Consider the following 22,641-nt stretch of genomic DNA (forward strand, 5'->3'; position numbering starts at 1 on the left):
CGGCTCCCGCAACCAAACATCAAAAAAGGCTACTCGAAAGAGTGGCCTTTTTTGTATCTGTTGAAAAAGTCCTTTCGCAACAATGATCTGTCACCGTGCAGTGAACCGCTTGGGATCTTCAGAAGTCCTCACTTGCGACTATGCTTGAGTCGCAGGCAAGACGTCTGCAATCCAGGAACTGCCCTCGCCGATACCCGGTGAGAGGCGTAGTATTTTGTGATTATTTTTTTCTACAGGGATTGGTAACTTGGCTGGATACCTCCATCCTGTCGCGCACAATCCAAGAGGTGATTGATGCGCGCCAACTCGTCTGATCCACAAGACACCGTCACAGCGGAACATCCGATCAAACCCGAGCGTTTGCGCTTGCTGGATCGGTTGAGCAAATACCGTCAGCCCATCGGGCTGGGGGTCACTTTGTTGTTGTTCGCGATTGCGCTGATTGCCTGTCGTCATCTGCTCGCCGAACTCGATCTCGATGCGTTGCACGACTCAATTCTCGATGTGCCGAAACCTGCACTGCTCGGCGCCTTCGGTGCGACCGTGGTCGGCTTCATTATTCTGCTTGGCTACGAATGGTCGGCCAGTCGCTATGCCGGCGTGACCTTGCCACCGCGCACGTTGGCGCTGGGCGGTTTCACGGCGTTTGCGATCGGCAATGCGATCGGCCTGTCGCTGCTGTCCGGCGGTTCGGTGCGCTACCGTTTATATGCGCGATTGGGTCTGGGGGCGTCGGAAGTCGCGCACATGACCTTGTTCGCCAGCCTGTCGCTGGGTTGCGCCCTGCCGCCGCTGGCTGCACTGGCAACGCTGAGCGACCTGCCTGCGGCATCCCAGGCACTGGGTTTGTCCGAAGGCTTGCTCGGCACAGTCGCCGCTGTTGTGCTGGCGCTTGGCGCAGTACTGGCTATCGGCATCTACCGTCGGCGCCTGCCGGAACAACCGTTGCGCGACAACCTGCTGGTCAGGGTTGGCCGCCGCACCCTGCGTTTGCCGGGGCGTCGCCTGACGTTCCTGCAACTGATCATTACCGCCCTGGACGTTGCGGCTGCTGCCACTGTTCTATATCTGTTGCTGCCAGAAGCGCCGCCGTTTGGTGCGTTCCTGCTGGTGTACCTGCTGGCATTGGCGGCTGGCGTGCTCAGCCACGTACCCGGCGGCGTCGGTGTATTCGAAGCGATTCTGCTGGCCGCTTTCGCTGACAAGCTCGGTGCCGCGCCATTGGCCGCTGCGCTGCTGCTGTATCGCCTGATCTACGTGGTGCTGCCGCTGCTCGTTGCCTGCGTATTCCTGCTGATCAACGAAGGCCAGCGCCTGTTTCAAACTCAGACCATGCGCGCAGCCTCCGGTCTGGCGGCACCGATTCTGGCAGTGCTGGTGTTCTTGTCCGGCGTGGTGCTGCTGTTTTCCGGGGCGACTCCGGAAATCGATACACGTCTGGAGCACATCGGTTTTCTGATCCCGCATCGTCTGGTTGACGCTTCGCACTTCGGCGCCAGTCTGATCGGCGTCCTCTGCCTGATGCTCGCTCAAGGCCTGCGCCGTCGCCTGTCGGCCGCGTGGATGCTCACCACCATCCTGTTGCTGGTCGGCGCCCTGCTCTCGCTGCTTAAAGGTTTCGACTGGGAAGAAGCAACGCTGATGACCCTGACGGCTGCGCTGCTCGGTGTGTTCCGTCGCTCGTTCTATCGCCCGAGTCGCCTGACCGAACTGCCGTTCTCGCCGCTGTATCTGGTGGCCAGCCTGTGCGTCCTCGGTGCTTCGACGTGGCTGCTACTGTTCGCCTATCAAGACGTGCCGTACAGCCATCAACTCTGGTGGCAGTTCACTCTGGATGCTGACGCGCCGCGTGGCCTGCGTTCGCTGCTCGGCGCCGCCGTGCTGTTGCTGGTGATTGCACTGACCTGGCTGCTGCGCACTGCGCGACCGGTCATTCACCTGCCGACGCCTGACGAACTCGATCGCGCAGCGAAGATCCTGATGGCATCGTCGCAACCCGACGGTGGCCTCGCACTGACCGGTGACAAGGCGTTACTGTTTCACCAGAACGACGAAGCCTTCCTGATGTACGCCCGCCGTGGCCGCAGCCTGGTGGCGCTGTACGACCCGATCGGCCCCGGCCAGCAGCGCGCCGAGATGATCTGGCAGTTCCGCGACCTCTGCGATATTCACCACGCCCGCCCGGTGTTCTACCAGGTCCGTGCGGAGAACCTGCCGTACTACATGGACATCGGCCTGACCGCGATCAAACTCGGCGAAGAAGCCCGGGTCGATCTGCATCGCTTTGACCTGGAAGCCAAGGGCAAAGAGATGAAGGACCTGCGTTACACCTGGAACCGTGGCACCCGCGACGGCTTGTCGCTGGAAATCCATGAGCCAGGTCAGGCACCGATGGATGAGCTGAGAGTGATTTCCGATGCGTGGCTGACCGGCAAGAACGTGCGAGAGAAAGGTTTCTCCCTCGGCCGTTTCAGCGACGAATACCTGAAGCATTTCCGCATCGCGGTGATTCGCTTCGAAGGTCGCCCGGTGGCGTTCGCCAACCTGCTCGAGACTTACAGCCATGACCTGGCGAGTCTCGACCTGATGCGCGCGCACCCGGACGCCCCCAAACTGACCATGGAATTCATGATGGTCGGCCTGATTCAACACTATAAGAGTCACGGATACGCGCGTTTCAGCCTGGGCATGGTGCCGTTGTCGGGGTTGCAACCCCGGCGTGGTGCACCGCTGACCCAGCGTCTGGGCTCGATGATTTTCCGCCGTGGTGAGCAGCTGTACAACTTCCAAGGCTTGCGCCGCTTCAAAGACAAGTTCCAGCCTGACTGGGAACCCCGTTATATGGCCGTGCCCGCCGGACTCGATCCGCTGGTGGCGCTGGCCGACACTGCTGCCCTGATCGCGGGCGGCTTGACTGGATTGGTGAAACGCTGATGATTCAACGCTCCCTGAAGTACATCCTGGCCGCACTGATCGTGCTGGCCGTGATTGCCGGCGGCGGTTACTGGTACCTGAAACGCCCGGCACCGGAACCGACCGTCGAACAGCTGACCCCGGCCGATGGCGCCGCCATGACCCGCGTCATTCCCGGGACCAAGCCCAAGGCGCAGGTGCTGGTCGCAGTCAACGACGACCAGAAACTCAGTGAAAAACAACTGACGACCCTGAGCCGCAGCGCTTCGGCGCAGATCGTTCAGGTGATTCTGCCCAAGGACTGCCTGCTGCAAAGCCGCGCCCTGCAATCGGGTCTGCGTGAACTGAATGGCCCGGCCACGCTGGTCGCCGGCATCGGCCCAGGCGCTGTGCTGGCCTGGCGCTGGTTGTCGGAACAGAAAGACGACAAGGCCCAGGCCATCTCCGTCGATCTGGCTCTGGAAAAAGGTGGCTGCACCCACCTGCTGCCGAAATCCGCCGCCCACGGCCACTGGCTGGCGGCGTGGAACGACAACCCGGACGACGCCAGCGCAGGTTTCGTGCGCGATCAACCGAACGCCGAAACCAGCATCAGCGACTACGACATCAACCTGCCGCAAGTGCTGAACAACGAACTGCGCAAAATCCTCGTTGGCGGCGACAAGGCCAACGGCGGTCTGGCGATTCCGGTGGTTGAAGTGCCGGCCGGCCAGGCGAAAGACACCGTGACCCTGTTCCTCTCCGGTGACGGCGGCTGGCGCGACCTCGACCGCGACGTCGCGGGCGAGATGGCCAAGATCGGCTACCCGGTGGTCGGCATCGACACCCTGCGCTACTACTGGCAGCACAAGAGCCCGGAACAAAGCGCACTGGACCTGACCGAACTGATGCAGCACTACCGGCAGAAATGGGGCACCAAGCGCTTTATCCTCACCGGTTACTCGTTCGGCGCTGACGTGTTGCCGGCGATCTACAACCGCCTGCCAGACACCGAGCAGCAACGCGTAGACGCAATCATCCTGCTGGCCTTCGCCCGCACCGGCAGCTTCGAAATCGAAGTCGAAGGCTGGCTGGGCAACGCCGGCAAAGAAGCCGCCACCGGCCCGGAGATGGCCAAGCTGCCAGCGGCCAAGGTTGTGTGCATCTACGGTGAAGAAGAGACGGATGAAAGTGGCTGCACGGACAAGACTGCCGTTGGCGAGGCAGTGAAACTGCCTGGCGGCCACCACTTCGACGAGAACTACCCGGCGCTGGCCAAGCGCTTGGTGGACTTGATCGAGAAGCGCCAGAGCAAGGACTCGGTCGCCGAAGAGTGATCTGAGCCTCCACAAAAGCCCCCGCAACTTCGCAGTTTCGGGGGCTTTTTACATCTCGGACGATTAACTCATTCTTCTGTAGGAGTGAGCCTGCTCGCGATAGCGGTGGGTCAGTTTACAGATTCGTCGACTGAGACTATGTCTTCGCGAGCAAGCTCGCTCCCACAGGGGAATCGCGCTGGATTCAGCGGTTTTGTGCCGACGCTCGTAAATTTCTTGACTCTTCAGGAAGCTAAAAGCGCCAAGTGTCCACATTCCATAAAACGTGGACACCTGCTTAATTGGCATTATCGAATCGTCAACTCCACACTCATTCATCTGCCGAACAAATACCCGCAAAACCGCCAGCAACGTTTAGTTTCGTTTACTTCCAGTCTCGCAATATCAGATGACGCCCACAGACCTTGTAGGCAAACTCCGAAACTCGTGTTCGGGCGCCTTGCCGCTCTATTGCGCTGTTTTTCGACGGGATACTCTCCGGACGTCGCTGACCCATTCAGCGATCGGGCTTGGTAACCCGGTGGAATAAGGCGCAACAGCGCACCCGACACGACTCAGGCGAAACCCGTCCGAGCCCCTGTGTTATGGCAGCTGTGCGTGGGACGCTTTCGGGCGTGCCGGTTTCCTTGATTCCCCGGTTTACCAACCTGCGCACAGCTGCCACCCATTCGCTTGGTATCGGATGCGGCAGCTCTCGAAATCAAGGGAACTGACAATGAACAATCCATCTGATCTTAAAACCATCGGCTTCACCCCCTTCCTCTACAACTCGGATCGAGCGTTCTTCAACGTCCGCGCCGGCATCCCGATCATCGATGCCTTGTCGCAATCCTCCGACCTGCTATCCCTCGCCAAATCCTTCGCAGAAGACGCTGCCTTCATCAGAGACACTGACCGCCATGCCTGGGCTGCGCATTACCTGACGGTGATGGGTAAAGCCTTGATTGATGATGTGATTCAGGCGTTGATGCCACGACCTGCTCGCACAAAGACCGAATCCGAAGAAGAATTGCCTGAAAGCCACTAACACCACAGAACCCTTGTGGGAGCGAGCTTGCTCGCGAATGCGGTGGGTCAGCCGAAGAATGCTTCTCCTGTCACTCAGCCTTCGCGAGCAAGCTCGCTCCCACAGGGGGATTTGCGTGGGTTTGAGGTTTATGTGCAGGCACAAAAAAGCCCCCGACAGCCTTGAAGCTGACGGGGGCTTTTGAGTTGCGGCGGGGCTTACATCTCCACCTGCGTCCCCAACTCAATCACCCGGTTCAGCGGCAGATTGAAGAACCGCAAGTTCCCATTGGCATTCTTCAACATGAACGCAAACAGCGCCTCACGCCAACGCGCCATCCCCTCAAGTTTCGAAGCAATCACCGTTTCCCGGCTGAGGAAGTAGGTCGTACGCATCGGACTGAAGTCCAGATCATCCAGATGACACAGCTTCAGCGCCTGCGGCACGTCCGGTTCATCGGTGAAGCCGAAGTGCAGGATCACCCGAAAGAAGCCCTCTCCGTGCGCTTCCACCTCGAAACGCCGCGACGGTGGTACGCGCGGGATGTCTTCGTAAACCACCGTCAGCAACACCACCTGCTCATGCAGCACTTGGTTGTGCAGCAGGTTGTGCAACAACGCATGCGGCACGGCGTCGGAGCGCGCGGTGAGGAACACCGCAGTGCCCTGCACGCGATGCGGTGGTTGTACGCGGATGCTGCTGATGAAGATCGGCAGCGGCAGCGCGCCTTCGTCGAGGCGATCGACCAGCAGTTGCTTTCCGCGTTTCCAGGTGGTCATCAGCACGAAAAGCGCGATACCGGCGATCACCGGGAATGCACCGCCCTGCACGATCTTCGGCACGTTGGCGGCGAAGTACAGACCGTCCACCAGCAGGAAACCGATCAACACCGGCACGGCAAGGATTGGTGGCCATTTCCACAGCAACAGCATCACTGCCGACACCAGAATGGTGGTCATCAGCATGGTGCCGGTCACTGCAACGCCGTAGGCCGAAGCCAGCGCGCCGGAGGATTCGAAGCCAAGCACCAGCAAGACAACACCGACCATCAGCGCCCAGTTCACCGCACCGATGTAGATCTGGCCCTGCTCATCGCTGGAGGTGTGCTGGATGTACATGCGCGGAATGTAACCAAGCTGAATCGCCTGACGAGTCAGGGAGAACGCGCCGGAAATCACCGCTTGCGAAGCGATCACCGTGGCCAACGTCGACAAGCCGACCAGTGGAATCAACGCCCAACTCGGTGCCAGCAGATAGAACGGGTTACGCGCTGCCTCCGGGTTGTCCAGCAGCAAGGCGCCCTGACCGAAGTAATTGAGCACCAGCGCCGGCAACACCAGAATGAACCACGCCCGGGCAATCGGCTTGCGGCCGAAGTGGCCCATGTCGGCGTAAAGCGCTTCGGCACCGGTCAGCGCCAGCACCACCGCGCCGAGGATTGCCACGCCCATGCCTGGGTGCACGGTGAAGAAACGCACCGCCCACGCAGGATTCATCGCATGCAGCACTTCCGGCGTGTGGCTGATGCCATACACACCTAGGGCGCCGAGGACGAGGAACCAGGTGACCATGATCGGCCCGAACAGAATGCCGATCCTCGCCGTACCGTGACTCTGGATCAGGAACAACCCGACCAGCACCACCAACGACAACGGCACCACCCAATGGTCGATGCCATCAAACGCCAGTCCCAGACCTTCAATCGCCGACAACACGGAAATCGCCGGGGTGATCATGCTGTCGCCGTAAAACAGCGCTGCACCGATCAGTCCGCACACCACCAGCAACGACCGCAGCTTCTTGCGATGCCCCGCCGCGCGACGTGCCAGTGCAGTGAGCGCCATGATGCCGCCCTCGCCCTGGTTGTCGGCGCGCAGCACGAACATCATGTATTTGATCGACACGACCCAGATCAGCGACCAGAAGATCAACGACAGAATGCCCAGCACGCCGTCGTGGTTGACCGGAACGCCGTAACCGCCGGAAAACACTTCTTTGAGGGTGTACAACGGGCTCGTGCCGATGTCGCCGTAAACTACCCCGACCGCCGCGACCAGCATGCTCAGCGGCTTGGTGGCCGAACCCTCGGCGCCTGCCGCATGACTACTTGCCTGACCCATCCAACACTCCTACTTCTCAGAACCGGCTTCTTTGAATGAAGCACTATGCTTTGTGGTGCAGCATGCGCTGTTTTACCTGTTGTTACAGACGTTTTGTTGACTGTAAAAAATTGGTAAAGCTCAACCGCGCGAAGCATAGCGCAGCACTCGTCGTATTTCCCTGCATAAAGCTGGTCAAGTGCGTTGCCCGCCGCTAGAATTGCGCACTTTTTGATCAGAGGCGCGCCCTAAGCGCCCATCCGTCGGCTTTCGCACCAAGAAAGCGATGTCACAAAATACCGAGGTTAGACATGTCCACCACTCCTGCGCCGGCCAATCCAAAGGTTGGCTTTGTATCTCTGGGTTGCCCGAAAGCACTGGTCGACTCCGAGCGCATCCTGACCCAGCTGCGCATGGAAGGCTATGACGTGGTGTCCACCTATCAGGACGCCGACGTTGTAGTCGTCAACACCTGCGGTTTCATCGATTCGGCCAAGGCTGAGTCTTTGGAAGTGATCGGCGAAGCGATCAAGGAAAACGGCAAGGTGATCGTCACCGGTTGCATGGGCGTGGAAGAAGGCAACATCCGTAACGTCCACCCGAGCGTGCTGGCCGTGACCGGTCCGCAGCAGTACGAGCAAGTGGTCAACGCTGTGCACGAAGTCGTGCCGCCGCGTAAGGATCACAACCCGCTGATCGACCTGGTGCCGCCGCAAGGCATCAAGCTGACCCCGCGCCACTACGCCTACCTGAAGATTTCCGAAGGCTGCAACCACAGCTGCTCGTTCTGCATCATCCCGTCGATGCGCGGCAAACTGGTCAGCCGTCCGGTTGGTGATGTGCTCGACGAAGCCCAGCGTCTGGTCAAATCCGGCGTTAAAGAGTTGCTGGTGATTTCGCAAGACACAAGCGCTTACGGCGTCGACGTGAAATACCGCACCGGTTTCTGGAACGGCGCGCCGGTGAAAACCCGCATGACCGAACTGTGTGAAGCGCTGAGCACCCTCGGCGTCTGGGTGCGTCTGCACTACGTTTACCCGTACCCGCACGTTGACGAGCTGATCCCGCTGATGGCCGCCGGCAAGATCCTGCCGTACCTGGACATCCCGTTCCAGCACGCCAGCCCGAAAGTGTTGAAGTCGATGAAACGCCCGGCGTTCGAAGACAAGACCTTGGCGCGGATCAAGAACTGGCGCGAAATCTGCCCGGATCTGATCATCCGTTCGACCTTCATCGTCGGTTTCCCGGGCGAAACCGAAGAAGACTTCCAGTACCTGCTGAACTGGCTGACCGAAGCCCAGCTCGATCGCGTCGGCTGCTTCCAGTACTCGCCGGTGGAGGGCGCTCCGGCCAATGATCTGGATCTGGAGATCGTACCGGACGACGTCAAGCAGGATCGTTGGGATCGCTTCATGGCGCACCAGCAAGCGATCAGCTCTGCTCGTCTGCAAATGCGCATCGGCCGTGAAATCGAAGTGCTGGTGGACGAAGTCGACGAGCAAGGCGCGGTTGGCCGCTGCTTCTTCGATGCACCGGAAATCGACGGTAACGTGTTTATTGATAACGGCAGCAATCTGAAGCCGGGTGACAAGGTCTGGTGCAAGGTTACTGACGCTGACGAATATGACCTGTGGGCTGAGCAGATCTAAGGTCAAAAGCCCCTCACCCCAGCCCTCTCCCAGAGGGAGAGGGAGCTGACCGTGTTGTTCTTTCGAGGTACATCGACCTGAGCTATCCGGTCGAACTCAGGTTTTGAACAGCACGAAGATCAGCTCCCTTCCCCTTCGCCCCCTCTGGGGGAGAGGGTTGGGGTGAGGGGGAGAGTTCTTGCCGGCGACAGAAATAGCCAGCCATACACCGCAACAAACAGAAAGCCCCGCTCTTTTTACAAGATGCGGGGCTTTTTTACGGCTATCGTTTAGCGGGGGACGGACTCCCTTGAAACGGACAAGAGGCAGACGGGCATGCGTCACCATTCGGTCATCCACACGCCGAAACTCAGCGATTATCAGGAACTGACCCGGGTCTGGGAGGCCTCGGTCCGCGCCACCCATGATTTTCTGCCGGACAGTTATATCGAGCTGCTGCGCAATCTGGTGCTCACGCGTTATCTGGATGCGGTGATGCTGATCTGTACCAAGGACGCCAATCAGCGCATCACCGGGTTTGCCGGTGTTGCAGCGGGCAAGATCGAGATGCTGTTTATCGACCCAGATTATCGGGGTCAGGGCTTGGGCAAGAAACTGCTGAACTACGCCTTGCAGCATTTGAATGCTGACGAACTCGACGTCAACGAACAGAACCGGCAAGCCTTGGGCTTTTACTTCAAGCAGGGCTTCGAGGTGATCGGCCGCTCGGAGGTGGATGGCATGGGCCAGCCGTATCCGTTGCTGCACATGCGCTTGCGCCAAAACCAGCAACGCTCAGGTAACGGCTGACACCACAACCCCATGTAGGAGTGAGCCTGCTCGCGATAGCGTCAGATCAGCCAACATCAATGTCGAATGCCAGATAGCTATCGCGAGCAGGCTCACTCCTACAAAAAGCCACACCGCGAAAATGGAACCGGGCTTAACCGGCGCCACACAGGTACAATGCCCACCCCTTTTTTGTTACGGCCCTGTCATGACTGACCCGATTCGCCTCTCCAAACGCCTCATCGAACTGGTCGGTTGCTCCCGCCGGGAGGCCGAGCTGTTCATCGAGGGCGGCTGGGTCACCGTGGACGGCGAAGTGATTGACGAGCCGCAGTTCAAGGTCGGCGACCAGAAGGTCGAGCTGGACAAGGACGCCAAGGCCACCGCGCCGGAGCCGGTGACCATCCTGCTCAACGCGCCAGCCGGCATGGACGTCGACACCGCCATGCAATCACTGAGCGCCGAAACCCTCAGCGAAGAACATCGCTTCAGCAAGCGCCCCCTGCGCGGGCACTTCCTGCGCCTGACCGCCAGCGCCGACCTGCAAGCCAAGGCCAGCGGTCTGCTGGTGTTCACCCAGGACTGGAAAATCCTGCGCAAGCTCACCGCCGACGCCGCGAAGATCGAGCAGGAATACATTGTCGAAGTCGAAGGCGACATGGTCGCCCACGGACTCAACCGTTTGCAGCACGGCCTGACGCATAAGGGCAAGGAGCTGCCACCGGTCAAGGCCAGTTGGCAGAACGAAAACCGTCTGCGCTTCGCCATGAAAAATCCGCAGCCGGGGATCATCGCCCAGTTCTGCGAAGCGGTCGGCCTGAAGGTCATCGGCATCCGCCGCATCCGCATCGGCGGCGTCTCGATCGGCAAAGTCCCGGTCGGCCAATGGCGCTACCTGTCCGGCAAAGAGAAGTTCTAAGACTTCCACTGCCGCCACACATTCCGGCAGCGCGCCTGCGCGCTGCCCACAACGCTTATCAGGATTACTCACATGATTCATAACGACGTATTGCGCAGCGTGCGCTACATGCTCGACATCAGCGACAAGAAGGTTGTCGAGATCATCAAGCTCGGCGGCATGGAAGTCGCACTCGCCGACGTAGTGACCTGGCTCGACAAGAAAGAAGAAGACGAAGAAGGTTTCGTGCGCTGCCCGGACGAAGTCATCGCGCACTTCCTCGACGGTCTGGTGATCTTCAAGCGTGGCAAGGACGAAAGCCGTCCGCCGCAGCCGATCGAAGTGCCGGTGACCAACAACATCATTCTGAAAAAGCTGCGCGTGGCCTTCGAACTGAAAGAAGACGACATGCACGCGATCCTCAAGGCTGCCGAGTTCCCGGTGTCCAAGCCTGAGCTGAGCGCACTGTTCCGCAAGGTCGGCCACACCAACTACCGCCCGTGCGGCGACCAGTTGCTGCGCAACTTCCTCAAGGGTCTGACCCTGCGCGTTCGCCCGGCCTGATCCCCTCTGCGGTGGCGACCGATGGTCGCCACCGCAACGCATGACCGCTCATTCCTTCCGAAAATAGTGGCTCCGCTTTTCGCGGCTGACGACTAGGGTGTACTGATCCCTAATCCTCAGGACTCGCCATGCATCCGTATTTCTCCCTGCAAGGCCGCACCGCTCTGGTGACCGGCGGCACCCGTGGTATCGGCAAAATGATCGCCAAGGCCTTTGTAGAGGCTGGCGCGCGCGTTTACGTCTGCTCGCGCGACGCCGAAGCCTGCCATCAAACTGCGGAAGAACTCAGCGCCCTGGGCAACTGCCACGGCGTGGCGGCGAATCTGGCGACCGAAGAAGGCGTGCAGGAACTGGCTGCGCGCCTGGGCGAGCAGATCACGCATCTGGATATTCTGGTGAACAACGCCGGCACCACGTGGGGCGCGCCGTTGGAGAGTTATCCGGTCAAGGGCTGGGAGAAGGTCATGCAGCTCAACGTGACGTCGGTGTTCAGTTGCATCCAGCAGTTTCTGCCGCTGTTGCGCAAGGCCGGCTCGGCGGCGAATCCGGCGCGGATTATCAATATCGGTTCGGTGGCGGGGATTTCTTCGTTTGGTGAGCAGGCGTATGCCTACGGGCCGAGTAAAGCCGCCCTGCATCAGCTGTCGCGGATTCTCGCGCGGGAACTGGTGAGCCAGCACATCAATGTCAACGTGATCGCGCCGGGGCGGTTTCCAAGCAAGATGACGCAGCATATTGGTAATGATGAGAAGGCGCTGGCTGAGGATACGGCGTTGATTCCGATGAAGCGGTGGGGGCGTGAAGAGGAGATGGCGGCGTTGGCGATCAGTCTGGCGAGTACGGCGGGGGCTTATATGACCGGGAATATTATTCCGCTGGATGGCGGGTTCAGCCTCTAGGTCGGCGGTGAAGCTATCGCGAGCAGGCTCACTCCTACAGGGATTTTCAGCGAACAGAGATATTGTGTACACCCACAACCCTGTAGGAGTGAGCCTGCTCGCGATGGCGTCCGCCCTGCCACCACCAGACTTGAGACGGGACGGGTTATCATGCCCCCCCTGCCCCGCTTCGAATGCAAACCATGACTTACAGCGTCTCCCCCATCGGCTTCGTGCGCTCCTGCTTCAAGGAGAAATTCGCCATCCCCCGCCAGCCACAACTGGCCCCCGCTGCCCGTGGCGTGCTGGAACTGGTGGCGCCGTTCGATCAGGGTGATGCCGTGCAGGGTCTGGAACAGGTCAGCCATGTCTGGCTGCTGTTCCTGTTTCATCAGGCACTGGAAGAAAAACCACGGCTGAAAGTCCGCCCACCGCGACTGGGCGGCAACAAGTCCATGGGCGTATTCGCCACCCGCGCGACTCACCGGCCCAACGGCATTGGCCAATCGGTAGTGAAACTGGACAAGGTCGAAGCCAATCGCCTGTTCATCTCCGGCATCGACTTGCTCGACGGCACGCCGGTTCTCGACATCAAACCCTACGTGCCTTACGCCGACATCATCCCCGAGGCCGCCAACAGCATCGCCAGTGCGGCGCCGCAGCTGATTGACGTGCAGTGGACGGACTCGGCACTGAAACAAGCGCACACACACGCTCAGCGCCTTGATGAGCCTTTAGTGGCGTTGATTGAACAGTGTCTGGCTCAGGATCCGCGTCCGGCCTATCAAACACCGGTGCCTGAGCGCGAATACGGCGCGCAGTTCTGGGATCTGGACGTGCGCTGGCATTACCCAACACCTGAGCAGATCCGCGTGCTCGAAGTCATCCCTGCCGGGGCCTGACCCCGGAAACGAAAAAGCCCGCGCTGCCTTCTCAGGCAACGCGAGCTTTTTGCTTTTCTGTAGGAGTGAGCCTGCTCGCGATAGGGCCGTGTCAGTCGACATCCATCTTGACTGATCCATCGCTATCGCGAGCAGGCCCACTCCTACAGTTTTGGGGCTTACTTCTCGACGAATGCACGCTCGATCAAGTAATCACCCGGCTCGCGCATCCGCGCCGAGATCTTCAGGCCGAAGCTGTCGAGCACTTCGCTGGTCTCGTCGAGCATGCTCGGACTGCCGCAGATCATCGCGCGGTCGTCCTGCGGGTTGATCGGTGGCAGGCCGATGTCGCTGAACAGCTTGCCGCTGCGCATCAGATCGGTCAGACGGCCCTGATTCTCGAAAGGCTCGCGAGTCACGGTCGGGTAGTAGATCAGCTTGTCACGCAGCGCTTCGCCGAAGAACTCGTTCTGCGGCAGGTGCTCGGTGATGAATTCGCGGTAGGCGACTTCGTTGACGTAACGCACACCGTGAACCAGGATCACTTTTTCAAAGCGCTCGTAGGTTTCCGGGTCCTGGATCACACTCATGAACGGCGCCAGACCGGTGCCGGTGCTCAGCAGGTACAAGTGCTTGCCCGGGTTCAGGTCGTCGAGTACCAGGGTGCCGGTAGGCTTCTTCGAGATGATGATCTCGTCGCCTTCCTTCAAATGCTGCAACTGCGAGGTCAGCGGGCCGTCCTGCACCTTGATGCTGAAGAACTCCAGATGCTCTTCCCAGTTCGGGCTGGCGATCGAGTAAGCGCGCATAAGCGGGCGGCCGTTGGGCTGTTGCAGGCCGATCATCACGAACTGACCGTTTTCGAAGCGCAGGCCCGGATCGCGGGTGCACTTGAAGCTGAACAGAGTGTCGTTCCAGTGATGAACACTGAGGACACGCTCGTGGTTCATGTTGCTCATGTACGTTTGACTCCTGGAGATTGGGTCTGCGCTGGCTTTTGAAGGCGACGGTGCGCAATTGCATCGCATTCTAATAGCGACGACAATATCTGTTAACTGGATTATTAAGATAAGGGTTATCGGTTATATCGATATGCGATTTACTCTCCGTCAACTGCAAGTCTTCGTCGCCGTCGCCCAGCAGGAAAGCGTATCCCGTGCTGCGGGTCTGCTCAACCTCTCGCAGTCGGCTGCCAGCACCTCGATCACCGAACTCGAGCGCCAATCCAGCTGCCAGCTGTTTGACCGCGCCGGCAAACGGCTGAGCCTCAACGCCCTTGGCAAACAGCTGTTGCCGCAAGCGGTGGCCCTGCTTGATCAGGCCAAGGAAATCGAAGACCTGCTCAACGGCAAATCCGGTTTCGGCTCGCTGTCGGTCGGCGCGACGCTGACCATCGGCAACTACCTGGCGACGCTGCTGATCGGCAGTTTCATGCAACGCCACCCGGAAAGTCAGGTGAAGCTGCACGTACAGAACACTGCCAATATCGTGCAACAAGTCGCTCACTACGAAATTGATCTGGGTCTAATCGAAGGCGATTGCAGCCACCCGGACATCGAAGTGCAGAGCTGGGTCGAGGATGAGCTGGTGGTGTTCTGCGCGCCGCAGCATCCGCTGGCCCAACGCGGCACTGCAACCATGGAGGAGCTGACGCATGAAGCGTGGATTCTGCGTGAACAGGGCTCCGGCACGCGGCTGACCTTCGATCAGGCCATGCGTCACCATCGCAGTGCGCTGAATATCCGTCTGGAGCTGGAACACACCGAAGCGATCAAACGCGCGGTGGAATCGGGGCTGGGGATTGGCTGCATCTCACGGCTGGCGTTACGTGATGCGTTCCGCCGTGGCAGTCTGGTGCCGGTGGAAACGCCAGATCTGGATCTGGCGCGGCAGTTCTACTTCATCTGGCATAAACAGAAGTACCAGACCTCGGCGATGCGCGAGTTCCTGGAACTGTGCCGCGCTTTCACCGCCGGGGTGCAGCGCAGCGACGAGATCGTCTTGCCGACAATCGCTTAAAGCAGAATCACTGCCCACACCAAAGCGATCATGCTCAGTGCCACAAACTGCGCGGCGCTGCCCATGTCCTTGGCGTTCTTCGACAGTGGGTGCAGCTCCAGCGAGATGCGGTCGATGGCCGCTTCGACTGCCGAGTTCAGCAACTCGACGATCAGCGCCAGCAGGCACACAGCAATCAACAATGCTTGTTCGACACGGCTGACATTGAGGAAGAAGGTCAGCGGAACCAGCACGACATTGAGCAGCACCAGTTGGCGGAATGCCGCTTCACCGGTGAAGGCCGCGCGCAGGCCGTCGAGCGAATAACCGGAGGCGTTGAGGATACGTTTCAGGCCGGTCTGGCCCTTGAAAGGTGACATAAAGTAGAAACCAACCAAAAAGGAGTGGGAAAGCTAGATCAACAAAAGTCAAAAAAACGTGAAGACGCCAGCCATTATTGGCTCGGAATTGACTCAAGTTGTTGCAGCAGTAAAGCCGCTTGCGTGCGGGTGCGCACATTCAGCTTACGAAAGATCGCCGTGACGTGGGCCTTGATGGTCGCTTCGGACACGCTCAGCTCATAGGCAATCTGTTTGTTCAGCAGGCCTTCGCAGACCATGGTCAGCACGCGGAACTGCTGCGGCGTCAGGCTGGCAAGGCCATCGCTGGCGGCTTTGGCTTCGTCGGAAACGGCGACCGCTTCGAACGCCTGCGGCGGCCAGAACACATCGCCATCGAGCACTTTGCGCACGGCTTCCTGAATCACGCTGAGGTCGCTGGACTTGGGAATAAAGCCACTGGCGCCGAACTCACGGGATTTGACCATCACCGAAGCTTCTTCCTGCGCCGAAACCATCACCACCGGAATCTGCGGGTACTGTCCGCGTAGCATGACCAACCCGGAAAACCCGAAAGCGCCAGGCATATTCAGGTCCAGCAGAACCAGATCCCAGTCAGCCTTTTCGGTCAGGCGCGCTTCCAGTTCGGCGATGCTCGCCACTTCCACCAGCCGTACATCCGGGCCAAGGCCCAGCGTCACCGCTTGATGCAGGGCGCTACGAAACAAAGGGTGATCATCGGCAATCAGGATGTCGTATGTGGCCATTTTTCAAATGATCCTGTTTTTGATGGCAGAACCGGTGCATTCCGGTCTGGCCAAAGCAACTCAAGATGCCGCTTTTTGAAGCGATATCCACAGGGGCACGTTCAACGCCAATCAACAGCAAAAACGGCGTTTCAAACCTTGGCCGCACCCTAATCGGCGCCAAGCATGCCCAGCGAAGACGGGGTGGTCAAGCAGCACGGCCGCCGCTGCGTACAGTATGGGCCACTATTGGGCCAACTCCGGCTGCGGCTTTCGTATATAGGGCAGCAACTCGGCGTGAGCGGGGGTCGATTCATTCATATCCAGTTGTTGCTTGGCACCGAGGTAGTGCTGGCTGAACACGTCGAAATAGGCGTCCAGCGCTGATGCGGCGTCGCTGTCACCGGCCAGTTCCAGGCACAGCGCCGCCACTTCGGCAGTGCACAGGTGCTCGCTGCGGGTCGAGCGGCGCAAACGGTAGCGCGAGAGTTTGTCGGGCAGCAGACTGAGAATCGGCAAGCGATCGAAATACGGGCTCTTGCGGAAAATCTTCCGCGCTTCAGTCCAGGTGGCGTCGAGGAGTATGAACAGCGGGCGCTTGCTGCTATCGATCGCGACGGTGTTGGTCACCCGCGACGGCTCGACGTATTCGCCGGGAAACACCAGATACGGCTGCCATTGCGGGTCATTGAGCAGCGCGAGCATCTGCGGATCGGGCTCGGTGCGCGACCAGATGAAGGCATGGTTATCGCGCACCACGTCGGCAATCAGCCAACCGGTGTTACTCGGTTTGAACACTTCCTTGCCAGTCATGATCAGGCACACGCCCGAACGCGTTTCAACGCTCGGACGCCAGGCGCACAGGCAATGGCTGATGATCACCCGACAATCGCGGCAGCGCTCGGAGCGAAAGCCACGGGCCTGAATCGGCTTGATGCCTTCGTCTTCGCGCTGATCGCGCAGACGGGCGACGGCGTTGGGGGCATGGTTCATCGCGGGCAACGCCGGCAGACAGGAAAACTCGACACGAACAACACTCGGCAGGGCAATAAAGGCCGGCAGTTTACCAGAGCGGCGGGTACAAGCCTGTACCCTCCCGACCGGCTCCCCTATAATTCGCCGCCACTGAACGCACAGTCACGTGGCTGGTCGAACCACCAGTCACTGAACCAGGAGAGTTTCATGCTGCGCCTTATCGTTCCCACCGCTGCCATTCTGCTGGCGTCGTCCTTCACCGCTCAGGCTGCCTCCCTGAGTGAGCAGAATCTGAACCGCGAGCTGCGCAACGTCGCCGCCCAAAGCAGCGTCGGCACGCCACGCGCCATCAGTGAAGACATTCTTGATCAGGGCTTCACCGTTGAAGGCACTCAGTTGATCAACCACCTGAGCGTACAAAAGAGCCACGCCGACAAAATGCGCGCTGACCCTAAAGCCGTGTATTTCCAGTTGGGCGCCTCGGTGTGCAACAACCCGTCGTTCCGCAAGCTGATGGCCAAAGGCGCGATCATGCGTTACGACTTCACCGAAGTGAAAACCAACAAAGCGATCGGCTCCGCCAGCTACCAGGAATCGGATTGCCCGAAAGCCGGCCCGGCGAAGAAGAAGTAATCAACGCGAATTGGCGCGCCGCTGTTCATCCTCGGCGCGCAGTTCGGCCAGCAAGGCCTGTAAATAGTGCGAACGGCGCTCTCCGCCCGCCAAGCGCCGGCAGCACTCCTCTTCGAGACTGAGTTGATGGGTCTCGGCTGATGCTTTCAACATCCGATACAGCTGCGTATCGATCTCCAGAATCACTCTGGCCATGTGTCCCGCCTCCCTGCCACCCGCAAATCCTTGAATAGCGTGCACCTTGCGTACGGTTGTTGACGCAAAGCTGTCGTACGGCGCCTGTACGTTAGTTAATCAGAGGGATTGGCCGCCGGCGGACGTTCGGACGAGCGGTGTCGGCATTGGCTGAAAACCATTAAACGGTTGCCAGCCCGAACGTTGCGGCGCAATGATCAAGTGAGCGCGATTGCGCGCCAGGGTCTAGATTCAGAGTATTCCCGATCATTTTTCAACGGCAGACAAGGAACTGCCGATCGTGTGTTTTTTGCAGCGCGGCACTGACGCCGCTCGTCAGGGCCATCCGCTCTGTGCAGAAGGAGACGTTGAATGCCTTACCAACCGAATGACCTCTTGAGCCGTCATTTTCAGGAAAGCGGTCCCGACCTCATCAGCCAGGTCGAAGCACAACTCAACCGTGTTTCCCCCAACAGCCCGAACATTCCCATCTACCGCGACATGATCCTGACCGTGCTGCGCATGGCCCAGGAAGACCATAACCGCTGGAACGCCAAGATCACCCTGCAGGCCCTGCGCGAACTGGAGCAGGCGTTCAGGGTACTGGAACAATTCAAGGGGCGACGCAAAGTCACCGTGTTCGGCTCGGCGCGCACGCCGGTCGAACATCCTTTGTATGCCATGGCCCGAGAGCTCGGCGCGGCTTTGACCCGCTCGGGGATGATGGTGATTACCGGTGCCGGTGGCGGCATCATGGCTGCCGCGCACGAAGGTGCCGGCCGCGATCACAGCCTCGGGTTCAATATCACCCTGCCCTTCGAACAGCATGCCAACCCGACCGTCGACGGCACCGGCAATCTGCTGCCGTTCCACTTCTTCTTCACCCGCAAATTGTTCTTCGTCAAAGAAGCCGATGCGCTGGTTTTGTGCCCCGGCGGGTTCGGCACCCTGGATGAAGCGCTGGAAGTACTGACATTGATCCAGACCGGCAAAAGCCCACTGGTGCCGGTGGTGCTGCTGGATGCGCCGGGCGGCACATTCTGGCAAGGCGCGATGGACTTCATCCGCCAGCAACTGGAGACCAACCGCTACATCCTGCCAACCGACATGAAGTTGATGCGACTGGTTTACACCGTTGAGGAAGCGGTGGAACAGATCAATCAGTTCTACAGCAACTTCCACTCCAGCCGTTGGCTCAAACGTCAGTTCGTGATTCGCATGCATCACAAGCTCAGCGAGCAGGCACTGGAACACATGCAGGAAGCCTTTGCGGATCTGTGCCTGAGCGACCAGTTTCATCAACACGACTACAGCGGTGAGGAACACGATGAAGCGCAGTTCAGCCATCTGGCGCGACTGGCCTTCGCTTTCAACGCGCGCACTCACGGGCGTCTGAGGGAGTTGATTGATTACATCAACCTGCCGGAAAACTGGGCTCATTCAAAACCGCAAACAGCGCAACGTTCGCGCGAACCCTCCAAGGTAATTTGAGGGCAAAAAAAAACGGCCCGCTATTTTCATAGCGGGCCGTTTTTATTGAATCGATTTAATCGTCCATGCCTCGACCGCTGAACAAGCGGTTGATCATCTCCATCGAAAAACCCCGATACGCCAGGAACCGGCCTTGCTTGGCCCGTTCTTTCGCATCAATCGGTAAATGCCCGGAGAACTTCCTATGCCACGTTTCCTGCAGTTGTTCCTGCCAGCTGATACCGCTTTCGCGCAGGGCGAGTTCGATATCGGCACGTTGCAAACCGCGCTGGCTCAGCTCTTCGCGAATCCGCAAAGGGCCATAGCCGGAACGGGCACGGTAGGAAACAAAGCTTTCAAGGTAACGGGCTTCAGAAAGCAGTCCCTCTTCCGTCAAACGGTCGAGGGCTGTTTCGATCATCTCCGCCTCAGCGCCGCGTTGACGCAATTTGCGCGTCAACTCGACTCGACCGTGCTCGCGGCGTGCGAGCAGGTCCATGGCGGTTCGCCGCACCGCGACGAGGGTATCGAGTACGGCAGTGGTCATCGCTGCAATCAGATGTCAGCGTCGGCCAGGTCGTCTTCAGTCTCTTTGACTGCAGAAGCCTTGGAGTCACCGATCGCTGCTGGAGTCAGCAGTTTGTCACGCAGTTGCTTCTCGAGCTTCGCGGCGATTTCCGGGTTGTCTGCCAGGAACTTGGCCGAGTTGGCCTTGCCCTGACCGATCTTGGTGCCTTCGTAGGCATACCAGGCGCCGGATTTTTCAACGAAACCGTGCAGCACGCCCAAGTCGATCATCTCGCCATTGAGGTAGATGCCCTTGCCGTAGAGAATCTGGAACTCGGCCTGACGGAACGGCGAAGCAACCTTGTTCTTCACAACCTTGACACGGGTTTCGCTGCCGACCACTTCGTCGCCTTCCTTCACCGCGCCGGTACGGCGGATGTCGAGACGAACCGAAGCGTAGAACTTCAGCGCGTTACCACCGGTGGTGGTTTCCGGGCTGCCGAACATCACGCCGATCTTCATGCGGATCTGGTTGATGAAGATCACCAGGCAGTTGGCGTTCTTGATGTTACCGGTGATTTTACGCAGCGCCTGGGACATCAGACGGGCTTGCAGGCCCACGTGCATGTCACCCATTTCGCCTTCGATTTCAGCCTTCGGTACCAGGGCTGCCACGGAGTCGACGATGATCACGTCAACCGCGTTGGAGCGCACCAGCATGTCGGTGATTTCCAGAGCCTGTTCACCGGTGTCCGGCTGGGACACCAGCAGGTCGTCGACGTTGACGCCCAGCTTGCCGGCGTACTCAGGATCGAGGGCGTGTTCGGCGTCGACGAATGCGCAGGTCGCGCCGGCTTTCTGAGCCTGGGCGATCACGGACAGTGTCAGTGTGGTTTTACCGGAAGATTCCGGACCGTAGATTTCAACGATACGGCCTTTTGGCAGGCCGCCAATGCCGAGCGCGATGTCCAGACCCAGAGAGCCAGTGGAGATAGCCGGGATCGCCTGACGGTCCTGATCGCCCATACGCATCACGGCACCCTTGCCGAATTGACGTTCGATCTGACCCAGGGCCGCAGCCAAGGCTTTCTTCTTGTTGTCGTCCATTAAAGTCCTCACGTAATCAATAAGGCCTGACGGCCAACACCTGTATAAGTAGCCAGTATTATTCCACAGCGTTCGCGGATCGCCTACCCCTGATTTTCGATTTCTCGTGCCGCTAGTCGCAGGAGCCCCTCTAGCGCGGCCTTCACCGTTTGTCGGCGGACTTCGTCGCGGTTGCCGGGGAAGTGTTGAACCTCACTGGTCAGCGTATCGCCAACGCCCCACGCCAGCCATACCGTGCCGACCGGTTTGTTCGGCGAGCCGCCGTCCGGCCCGGCAATCCCGCTGACAGCCACGGCAAATCGAGCCAGGCTTTTGTCCTGAGCACCACGCACCATCGCTTCAACCACCTCGCGACTGACCGCGCCCACCGTTCCGAATAATTCGGCCGGTACATTCAATTGCTGGGTTTTCTGCCGGTTGGAGTAGGTCACATAACCCGCTTCAAACCATGCCGAACTGCCTGGGATCCGCGTGATCGCTTCGGCAATACCGCCACCGGTACAGGACTCGGCGGTGGTCACGTGGGCATTGAGCACTTGCAGACGTCGGCCAAGTTCGGCGGCCAGTTGGGTGATCTCTTTCACGGCGTGCTCCGGATCGTGTGGAATGCCTCCACCGTACACGAGCCGGTTGCGCTTTCAATACACAGACTCATTCAAAATGTGCAGGCGCCAGCGCTCGGACATAGGCCTGACACGCCTGCAAGGCAATCAGTCCGCGGTCGCCGGTATCGGTGATGGCGATAATTCGTTGAGCATGCGCCGGGTCAAGTCGGGCGCGTACGGCTGCATGATCCACGCCGCTGTCGCCGGCGGTGGCTGGCACGTTGCCGCCTGAGGCAGCGTCGCTGGCGTCGAGAAGGACTGACAGGCGCACATCAGCAGTGGCAAGGCGATCGCGCAGGCGATCCTGATCACGTTGGGCATCGCTCAGCGCTCGATAATGGGTTTGTTCACTGGTCGCGAGCCGCTGCTCCAGCGCCAGACGTTTATCCTGCTCGGCCTGTCGTGCGATGGCGGCGGCAGAATTCTGTTGATTGAGGACTTCGGCGTTTAACCGGGCCTGCTCGGCCAGTTGCCGCCCGTAGCGCCACTCCTGAAACTGCCAGGCCGCTGCAAACGCACCCGCAGCCAGCAACAGAACGCCGATCATTCGCCAGGGGATTGGCATAGCACCGCCCTCGCCCGCGCCCAGATTTCCAGGCGATCCTGCAGGCCGTTCAACCCGCCGTTGATGCGACGGGTAATGGTGTTGAACTGATCGCGGTCGGCCAGTGCGTTCAAACCTTTCTGCTCCCAGAACCATGCGGCGGATTCGGCGGCCCATTGCGGCTGTTCGAGCAGCTCGGGCAACGACAGCAGACGCTCATCGCCGAACAGGCCGAGGCTGCACTGGCGATAGTTCGAACGGCCAGTAATCTGTATCAACCCGCGCCCCCGATATTTTTGTCCGTCGCCGTCAGCCTCGGGAGTGTTGCCCAGACGCAAGGCCAACGTACCCGTGTCGTATTTGCTCAGGTATTGGTTGTTGCCCAGTTCGCGCACATAGCGCAACTGCCCCGACTCATGGCCGACTTGCGCAAGGAACGCCGCGATACGTTTCGGCGTGTCGATATGACGGCGCTCCATGGCACTGTTGAGCGCCGAAACAAAAACGCCCGCTTGGGAGCGGGCGTTGGGCATGATGTCGATAAGGTTGTTTTCAGTTATTTGCATAATGCT

At 59.5% G+C, this 22,641-nt stretch carries 23 protein-coding genes; 12 read left to right on the forward strand and 11 right to left on the reverse strand.

All coding sequences use genetic code 11. The features are described 5' to 3' along the window. Positions 1 to 294: 294 nt before the first annotated feature. From mprF to ACWR1S_RS10880, 3 genes are all read left to right on the forward strand, one after another. Positions 295 to 2,934 carry a bifunctional lysylphosphatidylglycerol flippase/synthetase MprF gene (mprF, locus tag ACWR1S_RS10870; protein WP_454563478.1) on the forward strand — a complete coding sequence of 880 codons (2,640 nt, stop codon included), beginning with the start codon at positions 295 to 297 and terminating at the stop codon, positions 2,932 to 2,934. Continuing rightward, positions 2,934 to 4,229: an AcvB/VirJ family lysyl-phosphatidylglycerol hydrolase gene (locus ACWR1S_RS10875; protein ID WP_454563479.1), complete on the forward strand. Its 1,296-nt coding sequence runs from the start codon at positions 2,934 to 2,936 to the stop codon at positions 4,227 to 4,229. Before mprF ends, ACWR1S_RS10875 begins: the two co-directional genes overlap by 1 nt. A gap of 715 nt (positions 4,230 to 4,944) precedes the next feature. Continuing rightward, on the forward strand, positions 4,945 to 5,256 hold the full coding sequence (locus ACWR1S_RS10880) for a DUF3077 domain-containing protein (protein ID WP_454563480.1): 312 nt from the start codon (positions 4,945 to 4,947) through the stop codon (positions 5,254 to 5,256). 197 nt (positions 5,257 to 5,453) lie between these two features. Here ACWR1S_RS10880 and ACWR1S_RS10885 read toward each other — a convergent pair whose 3' ends face one another. Then, on the reverse strand, positions 5,454 to 7,295 hold the full coding sequence (locus tag ACWR1S_RS10885) for a potassium transporter Kup (protein ID WP_454563551.1): 1,842 nt from the start codon (positions 7,293 to 7,295) through the stop codon (positions 5,454 to 5,456). Positions 7,296 to 7,645: 350 nt separating this feature from the next. Here ACWR1S_RS10885 and rimO point away from each other — a divergent pair, with 350 nt between their 5' ends. From rimO to tsaA, 6 genes are all read left to right on the forward strand, one after another. Beyond that, positions 7,646 to 8,983, forward strand: a complete 1,338-nt coding sequence (gene rimO / locus ACWR1S_RS10890) for a 30S ribosomal protein S12 methylthiotransferase RimO (RefSeq protein WP_034154944.1) — start codon at positions 7,646 to 7,648, stop codon at positions 8,981 to 8,983. A 315-nt stretch (positions 8,984 to 9,298) separates the two neighbouring features. After that, entirely contained in the window at positions 9,299 to 9,772 is a 474-nt protein-coding gene (locus ACWR1S_RS10895; protein ID WP_454563481.1) for a GNAT family N-acetyltransferase, read from the forward strand. A 187-nt stretch (positions 9,773 to 9,959) separates the two neighbouring features. After that, complete coding sequence (locus ACWR1S_RS10900; protein WP_160056321.1) at positions 9,960 to 10,670, forward strand: rRNA pseudouridine synthase; 711 nt, start codon at positions 9,960 to 9,962, stop codon at positions 10,668 to 10,670. A 72-nt stretch (positions 10,671 to 10,742) separates the two neighbouring features. Further along, positions 10,743 to 11,213 carry a YehS family protein gene (locus ACWR1S_RS10905; RefSeq protein ID WP_007908719.1) on the forward strand — a complete coding sequence of 157 codons (471 nt, stop codon included), beginning with the start codon at positions 10,743 to 10,745 and terminating at the stop codon, positions 11,211 to 11,213. Between the two features lie 128 nt (positions 11,214 to 11,341). After that, positions 11,342 to 12,112: an SDR family oxidoreductase gene (locus ACWR1S_RS10910; protein WP_454563482.1), complete on the forward strand. Its 771-nt coding sequence runs from the start codon at positions 11,342 to 11,344 to the stop codon at positions 12,110 to 12,112. A 182-nt stretch (positions 12,113 to 12,294) separates the two neighbouring features. Beyond that, on the forward strand, positions 12,295 to 12,993 hold the full coding sequence (gene tsaA / locus ACWR1S_RS10915) for a tRNA (N6-threonylcarbamoyladenosine(37)-N6)-methyltransferase TrmO (protein WP_454563483.1): 699 nt from the start codon (positions 12,295 to 12,297) through the stop codon (positions 12,991 to 12,993). Between the two features lie 158 nt (positions 12,994 to 13,151). Here the strand turns inward: tsaA and fpr are convergent, their stop codons facing one another. Then, the gene (gene fpr / locus ACWR1S_RS10920) at positions 13,152 to 13,931 is read right to left on the reverse strand and encodes a ferredoxin-NADP reductase (protein WP_007908723.1); all 780 of its coding nucleotides are present in this window, start codon (positions 13,929 to 13,931) and stop codon (positions 13,152 to 13,154) included. Positions 13,932 to 14,064: 133 nt separating this feature from the next. Here fpr and ACWR1S_RS10925 point away from each other — a divergent pair, with 133 nt between their 5' ends. Further along, complete coding sequence (locus ACWR1S_RS10925) at positions 14,065 to 14,991, forward strand: LysR family transcriptional regulator (RefSeq protein ID WP_007908725.1); 927 nt, start codon at positions 14,065 to 14,067, stop codon at positions 14,989 to 14,991. Here ACWR1S_RS10925 and ACWR1S_RS10930 read toward each other — a convergent pair. The 3 genes from ACWR1S_RS10930 to ACWR1S_RS10940 form a co-directional block, all read right to left on the reverse strand. Continuing rightward, on the reverse strand, positions 14,988 to 15,350 hold the full coding sequence (locus ACWR1S_RS10930) for a diacylglycerol kinase (protein WP_042557932.1): 363 nt from the start codon (positions 15,348 to 15,350) through the stop codon (positions 14,988 to 14,990). The genes ACWR1S_RS10925 and ACWR1S_RS10930 overlap by 4 nt on opposite strands. 74 nt (positions 15,351 to 15,424) lie before the next feature. After that, positions 15,425 to 16,075: a response regulator transcription factor ErdR gene (erdR, locus tag ACWR1S_RS10935; RefSeq protein WP_093436424.1), complete on the reverse strand. Its 651-nt coding sequence runs from the start codon at positions 16,073 to 16,075 to the stop codon at positions 15,425 to 15,427. 225 nt (positions 16,076 to 16,300) lie between these two features. Further along, positions 16,301 to 17,047, reverse strand: a complete 747-nt coding sequence (locus ACWR1S_RS10940; protein WP_034154936.1) for a tRNA-uridine aminocarboxypropyltransferase — start codon at positions 17,045 to 17,047, stop codon at positions 16,301 to 16,303. 189 nt (positions 17,048 to 17,236) lie between these two features. Between ACWR1S_RS10940 and ACWR1S_RS10945 the strand changes: the two genes are divergently transcribed. Continuing rightward, a complete protein-coding gene (locus tag ACWR1S_RS10945) occupies positions 17,237 to 17,662 on the forward strand; it encodes a PA3611 family quorum-sensing-regulated virulence factor (protein WP_008077172.1) in 426 nt (141 codons plus the stop codon). Here the strand turns inward: ACWR1S_RS10945 and ACWR1S_RS10950 are convergent, their stop codons facing one another. Continuing rightward, positions 17,663 to 17,857: a hypothetical protein gene (locus ACWR1S_RS10950; protein WP_236427631.1), complete on the reverse strand. Its 195-nt coding sequence runs from the start codon at positions 17,855 to 17,857 to the stop codon at positions 17,663 to 17,665. A gap of 351 nt (positions 17,858 to 18,208) precedes the next feature. Between ACWR1S_RS10950 and ACWR1S_RS10955 the strand changes: the two genes are divergently transcribed. Further along, the gene (locus ACWR1S_RS10955; RefSeq protein WP_454563484.1) at positions 18,209 to 19,327 is read left to right on the forward strand and encodes an LOG family protein; all 1,119 of its coding nucleotides are present in this window, start codon (positions 18,209 to 18,211) and stop codon (positions 19,325 to 19,327) included. 55 nt (positions 19,328 to 19,382) lie between these two features. Here the strand turns inward: ACWR1S_RS10955 and recX are convergent, their stop codons facing one another. From recX to ACWR1S_RS10980, 5 genes are all read right to left on the reverse strand, one after another. Then, positions 19,383 to 19,853 carry a recombination regulator RecX gene (gene recX / locus ACWR1S_RS10960; RefSeq protein WP_454563485.1) on the reverse strand — a complete coding sequence of 157 codons (471 nt, stop codon included), beginning with the start codon at positions 19,851 to 19,853 and terminating at the stop codon, positions 19,383 to 19,385. Between the two features lie 8 nt (positions 19,854 to 19,861). Beyond that, a complete protein-coding gene (gene recA, locus ACWR1S_RS10965) occupies positions 19,862 to 20,920 on the reverse strand; it encodes a recombinase RecA (RefSeq protein WP_077571370.1) in 1,059 nt (352 codons plus the stop codon). A gap of 83 nt (positions 20,921 to 21,003) precedes the next feature. Continuing rightward, positions 21,004 to 21,504 carry a CinA family protein gene (locus ACWR1S_RS10970; protein ID WP_454563486.1) on the reverse strand — a complete coding sequence of 167 codons (501 nt, stop codon included), beginning with the start codon at positions 21,502 to 21,504 and terminating at the stop codon, positions 21,004 to 21,006. A 67-nt stretch (positions 21,505 to 21,571) separates the two neighbouring features. Continuing rightward, positions 21,572 to 22,090, reverse strand: coding sequence for a lysis system i-spanin subunit Rz (locus ACWR1S_RS10975; protein ID WP_454563487.1), 519 nt, complete (start codon positions 22,088 to 22,090; stop codon positions 21,572 to 21,574). Next, positions 22,069 to 22,635, reverse strand: coding sequence for a glycoside hydrolase family 19 protein (locus ACWR1S_RS10980; RefSeq protein ID WP_454563488.1), 567 nt, complete (start codon positions 22,633 to 22,635; stop codon positions 22,069 to 22,071). Before ACWR1S_RS10980 ends, ACWR1S_RS10975 begins: the two co-directional genes overlap by 22 nt. Between the last annotated feature and the right edge of the window lie 6 nt (positions 22,636 to 22,641).

Source organism: Pseudomonas sp. AIG, assembly GCF_977020205.1.

Excerpts from the sequence above, each read along its gene's own strand:
- tsaA (WP_454563483.1), top strand. The coding sequence starts at position 12,295 with ATGACTTACAGCGTCTCCCCCATCGGCTTCGTGCGCTCCTGCTTCAAG.
- ACWR1S_RS10925 (WP_007908725.1), top strand. The coding sequence starts at position 14,065 with ATGCGATTTACTCTCCGTCAACTGCAAGTCTTCGTCGCCGTCGCCCAG.
- ACWR1S_RS10980 (WP_454563488.1), bottom strand. The coding sequence starts at position 22,635 with ATGCAAATAACTGAAAACAACCTTATCGACATCATGCCCAACGCCCGC.
- ACWR1S_RS10880 (WP_454563480.1), top strand. The coding sequence starts at position 4,945 with ATGAACAATCCATCTGATCTTAAAACCATCGGCTTCACCCCCTTCCTC.
- ACWR1S_RS10975 (WP_454563487.1), bottom strand. The coding sequence starts at position 22,090 with ATGCCAATCCCCTGGCGAATGATCGGCGTTCTGTTGCTGGCTGCGGGT.
- ACWR1S_RS10875 (WP_454563479.1), top strand. The coding sequence starts at position 2,934 with ATGATTCAACGCTCCCTGAAGTACATCCTGGCCGCACTGATCGTGCTG.
- ACWR1S_RS10930 (WP_042557932.1), bottom strand. The coding sequence starts at position 15,350 with ATGTCACCTTTCAAGGGCCAGACCGGCCTGAAACGTATCCTCAACGCC.
- recX (WP_454563485.1), bottom strand. The coding sequence starts at position 19,853 with ATGACCACTGCCGTACTCGATACCCTCGTCGCGGTGCGGCGAACCGCC.
- ACWR1S_RS10905 (WP_007908719.1), top strand. The coding sequence starts at position 10,743 with ATGATTCATAACGACGTATTGCGCAGCGTGCGCTACATGCTCGACATC.
- ACWR1S_RS10945 (WP_008077172.1), top strand. The coding sequence starts at position 17,237 with ATGCTGCGCCTTATCGTTCCCACCGCTGCCATTCTGCTGGCGTCGTCC.
- mprF (WP_454563478.1), top strand. The coding sequence starts at position 295 with ATGCGCGCCAACTCGTCTGATCCACAAGACACCGTCACAGCGGAACAT.
- erdR (WP_093436424.1), bottom strand. The coding sequence starts at position 16,075 with ATGGCCACATACGACATCCTGATTGCCGATGATCACCCTTTGTTTCGT.
- ACWR1S_RS10950 (WP_236427631.1), bottom strand. The coding sequence starts at position 17,857 with ATGGCCAGAGTGATTCTGGAGATCGATACGCAGCTGTATCGGATGTTG.
- recA (WP_077571370.1), bottom strand. The coding sequence starts at position 20,920 with ATGGACGACAACAAGAAGAAAGCCTTGGCTGCGGCCCTGGGTCAGATC.
- rimO (WP_034154944.1), top strand. The coding sequence starts at position 7,646 with ATGTCCACCACTCCTGCGCCGGCCAATCCAAAGGTTGGCTTTGTATCT.
- ACWR1S_RS10895 (WP_454563481.1), top strand. The coding sequence starts at position 9,299 with ATGCGTCACCATTCGGTCATCCACACGCCGAAACTCAGCGATTATCAG.
- ACWR1S_RS10900 (WP_160056321.1), top strand. The coding sequence starts at position 9,960 with ATGACTGACCCGATTCGCCTCTCCAAACGCCTCATCGAACTGGTCGGT.
- ACWR1S_RS10885 (WP_454563551.1), bottom strand. The coding sequence starts at position 7,295 with ATGCTGGTCGCGGCGGTCGGGGTAGTTTACGGCGACATCGGCACGAGC.
- ACWR1S_RS10910 (WP_454563482.1), top strand. The coding sequence starts at position 11,342 with ATGCATCCGTATTTCTCCCTGCAAGGCCGCACCGCTCTGGTGACCGGC.
- ACWR1S_RS10940 (WP_034154936.1), bottom strand. The coding sequence starts at position 17,047 with ATGAACCATGCCCCCAACGCCGTCGCCCGTCTGCGCGATCAGCGCGAA.
- fpr (WP_007908723.1), bottom strand. The coding sequence starts at position 13,931 with ATGAGCAACATGAACCACGAGCGTGTCCTCAGTGTTCATCACTGGAAC.
- ACWR1S_RS10955 (WP_454563484.1), top strand. The coding sequence starts at position 18,209 with ATGCCTTACCAACCGAATGACCTCTTGAGCCGTCATTTTCAGGAAAGC.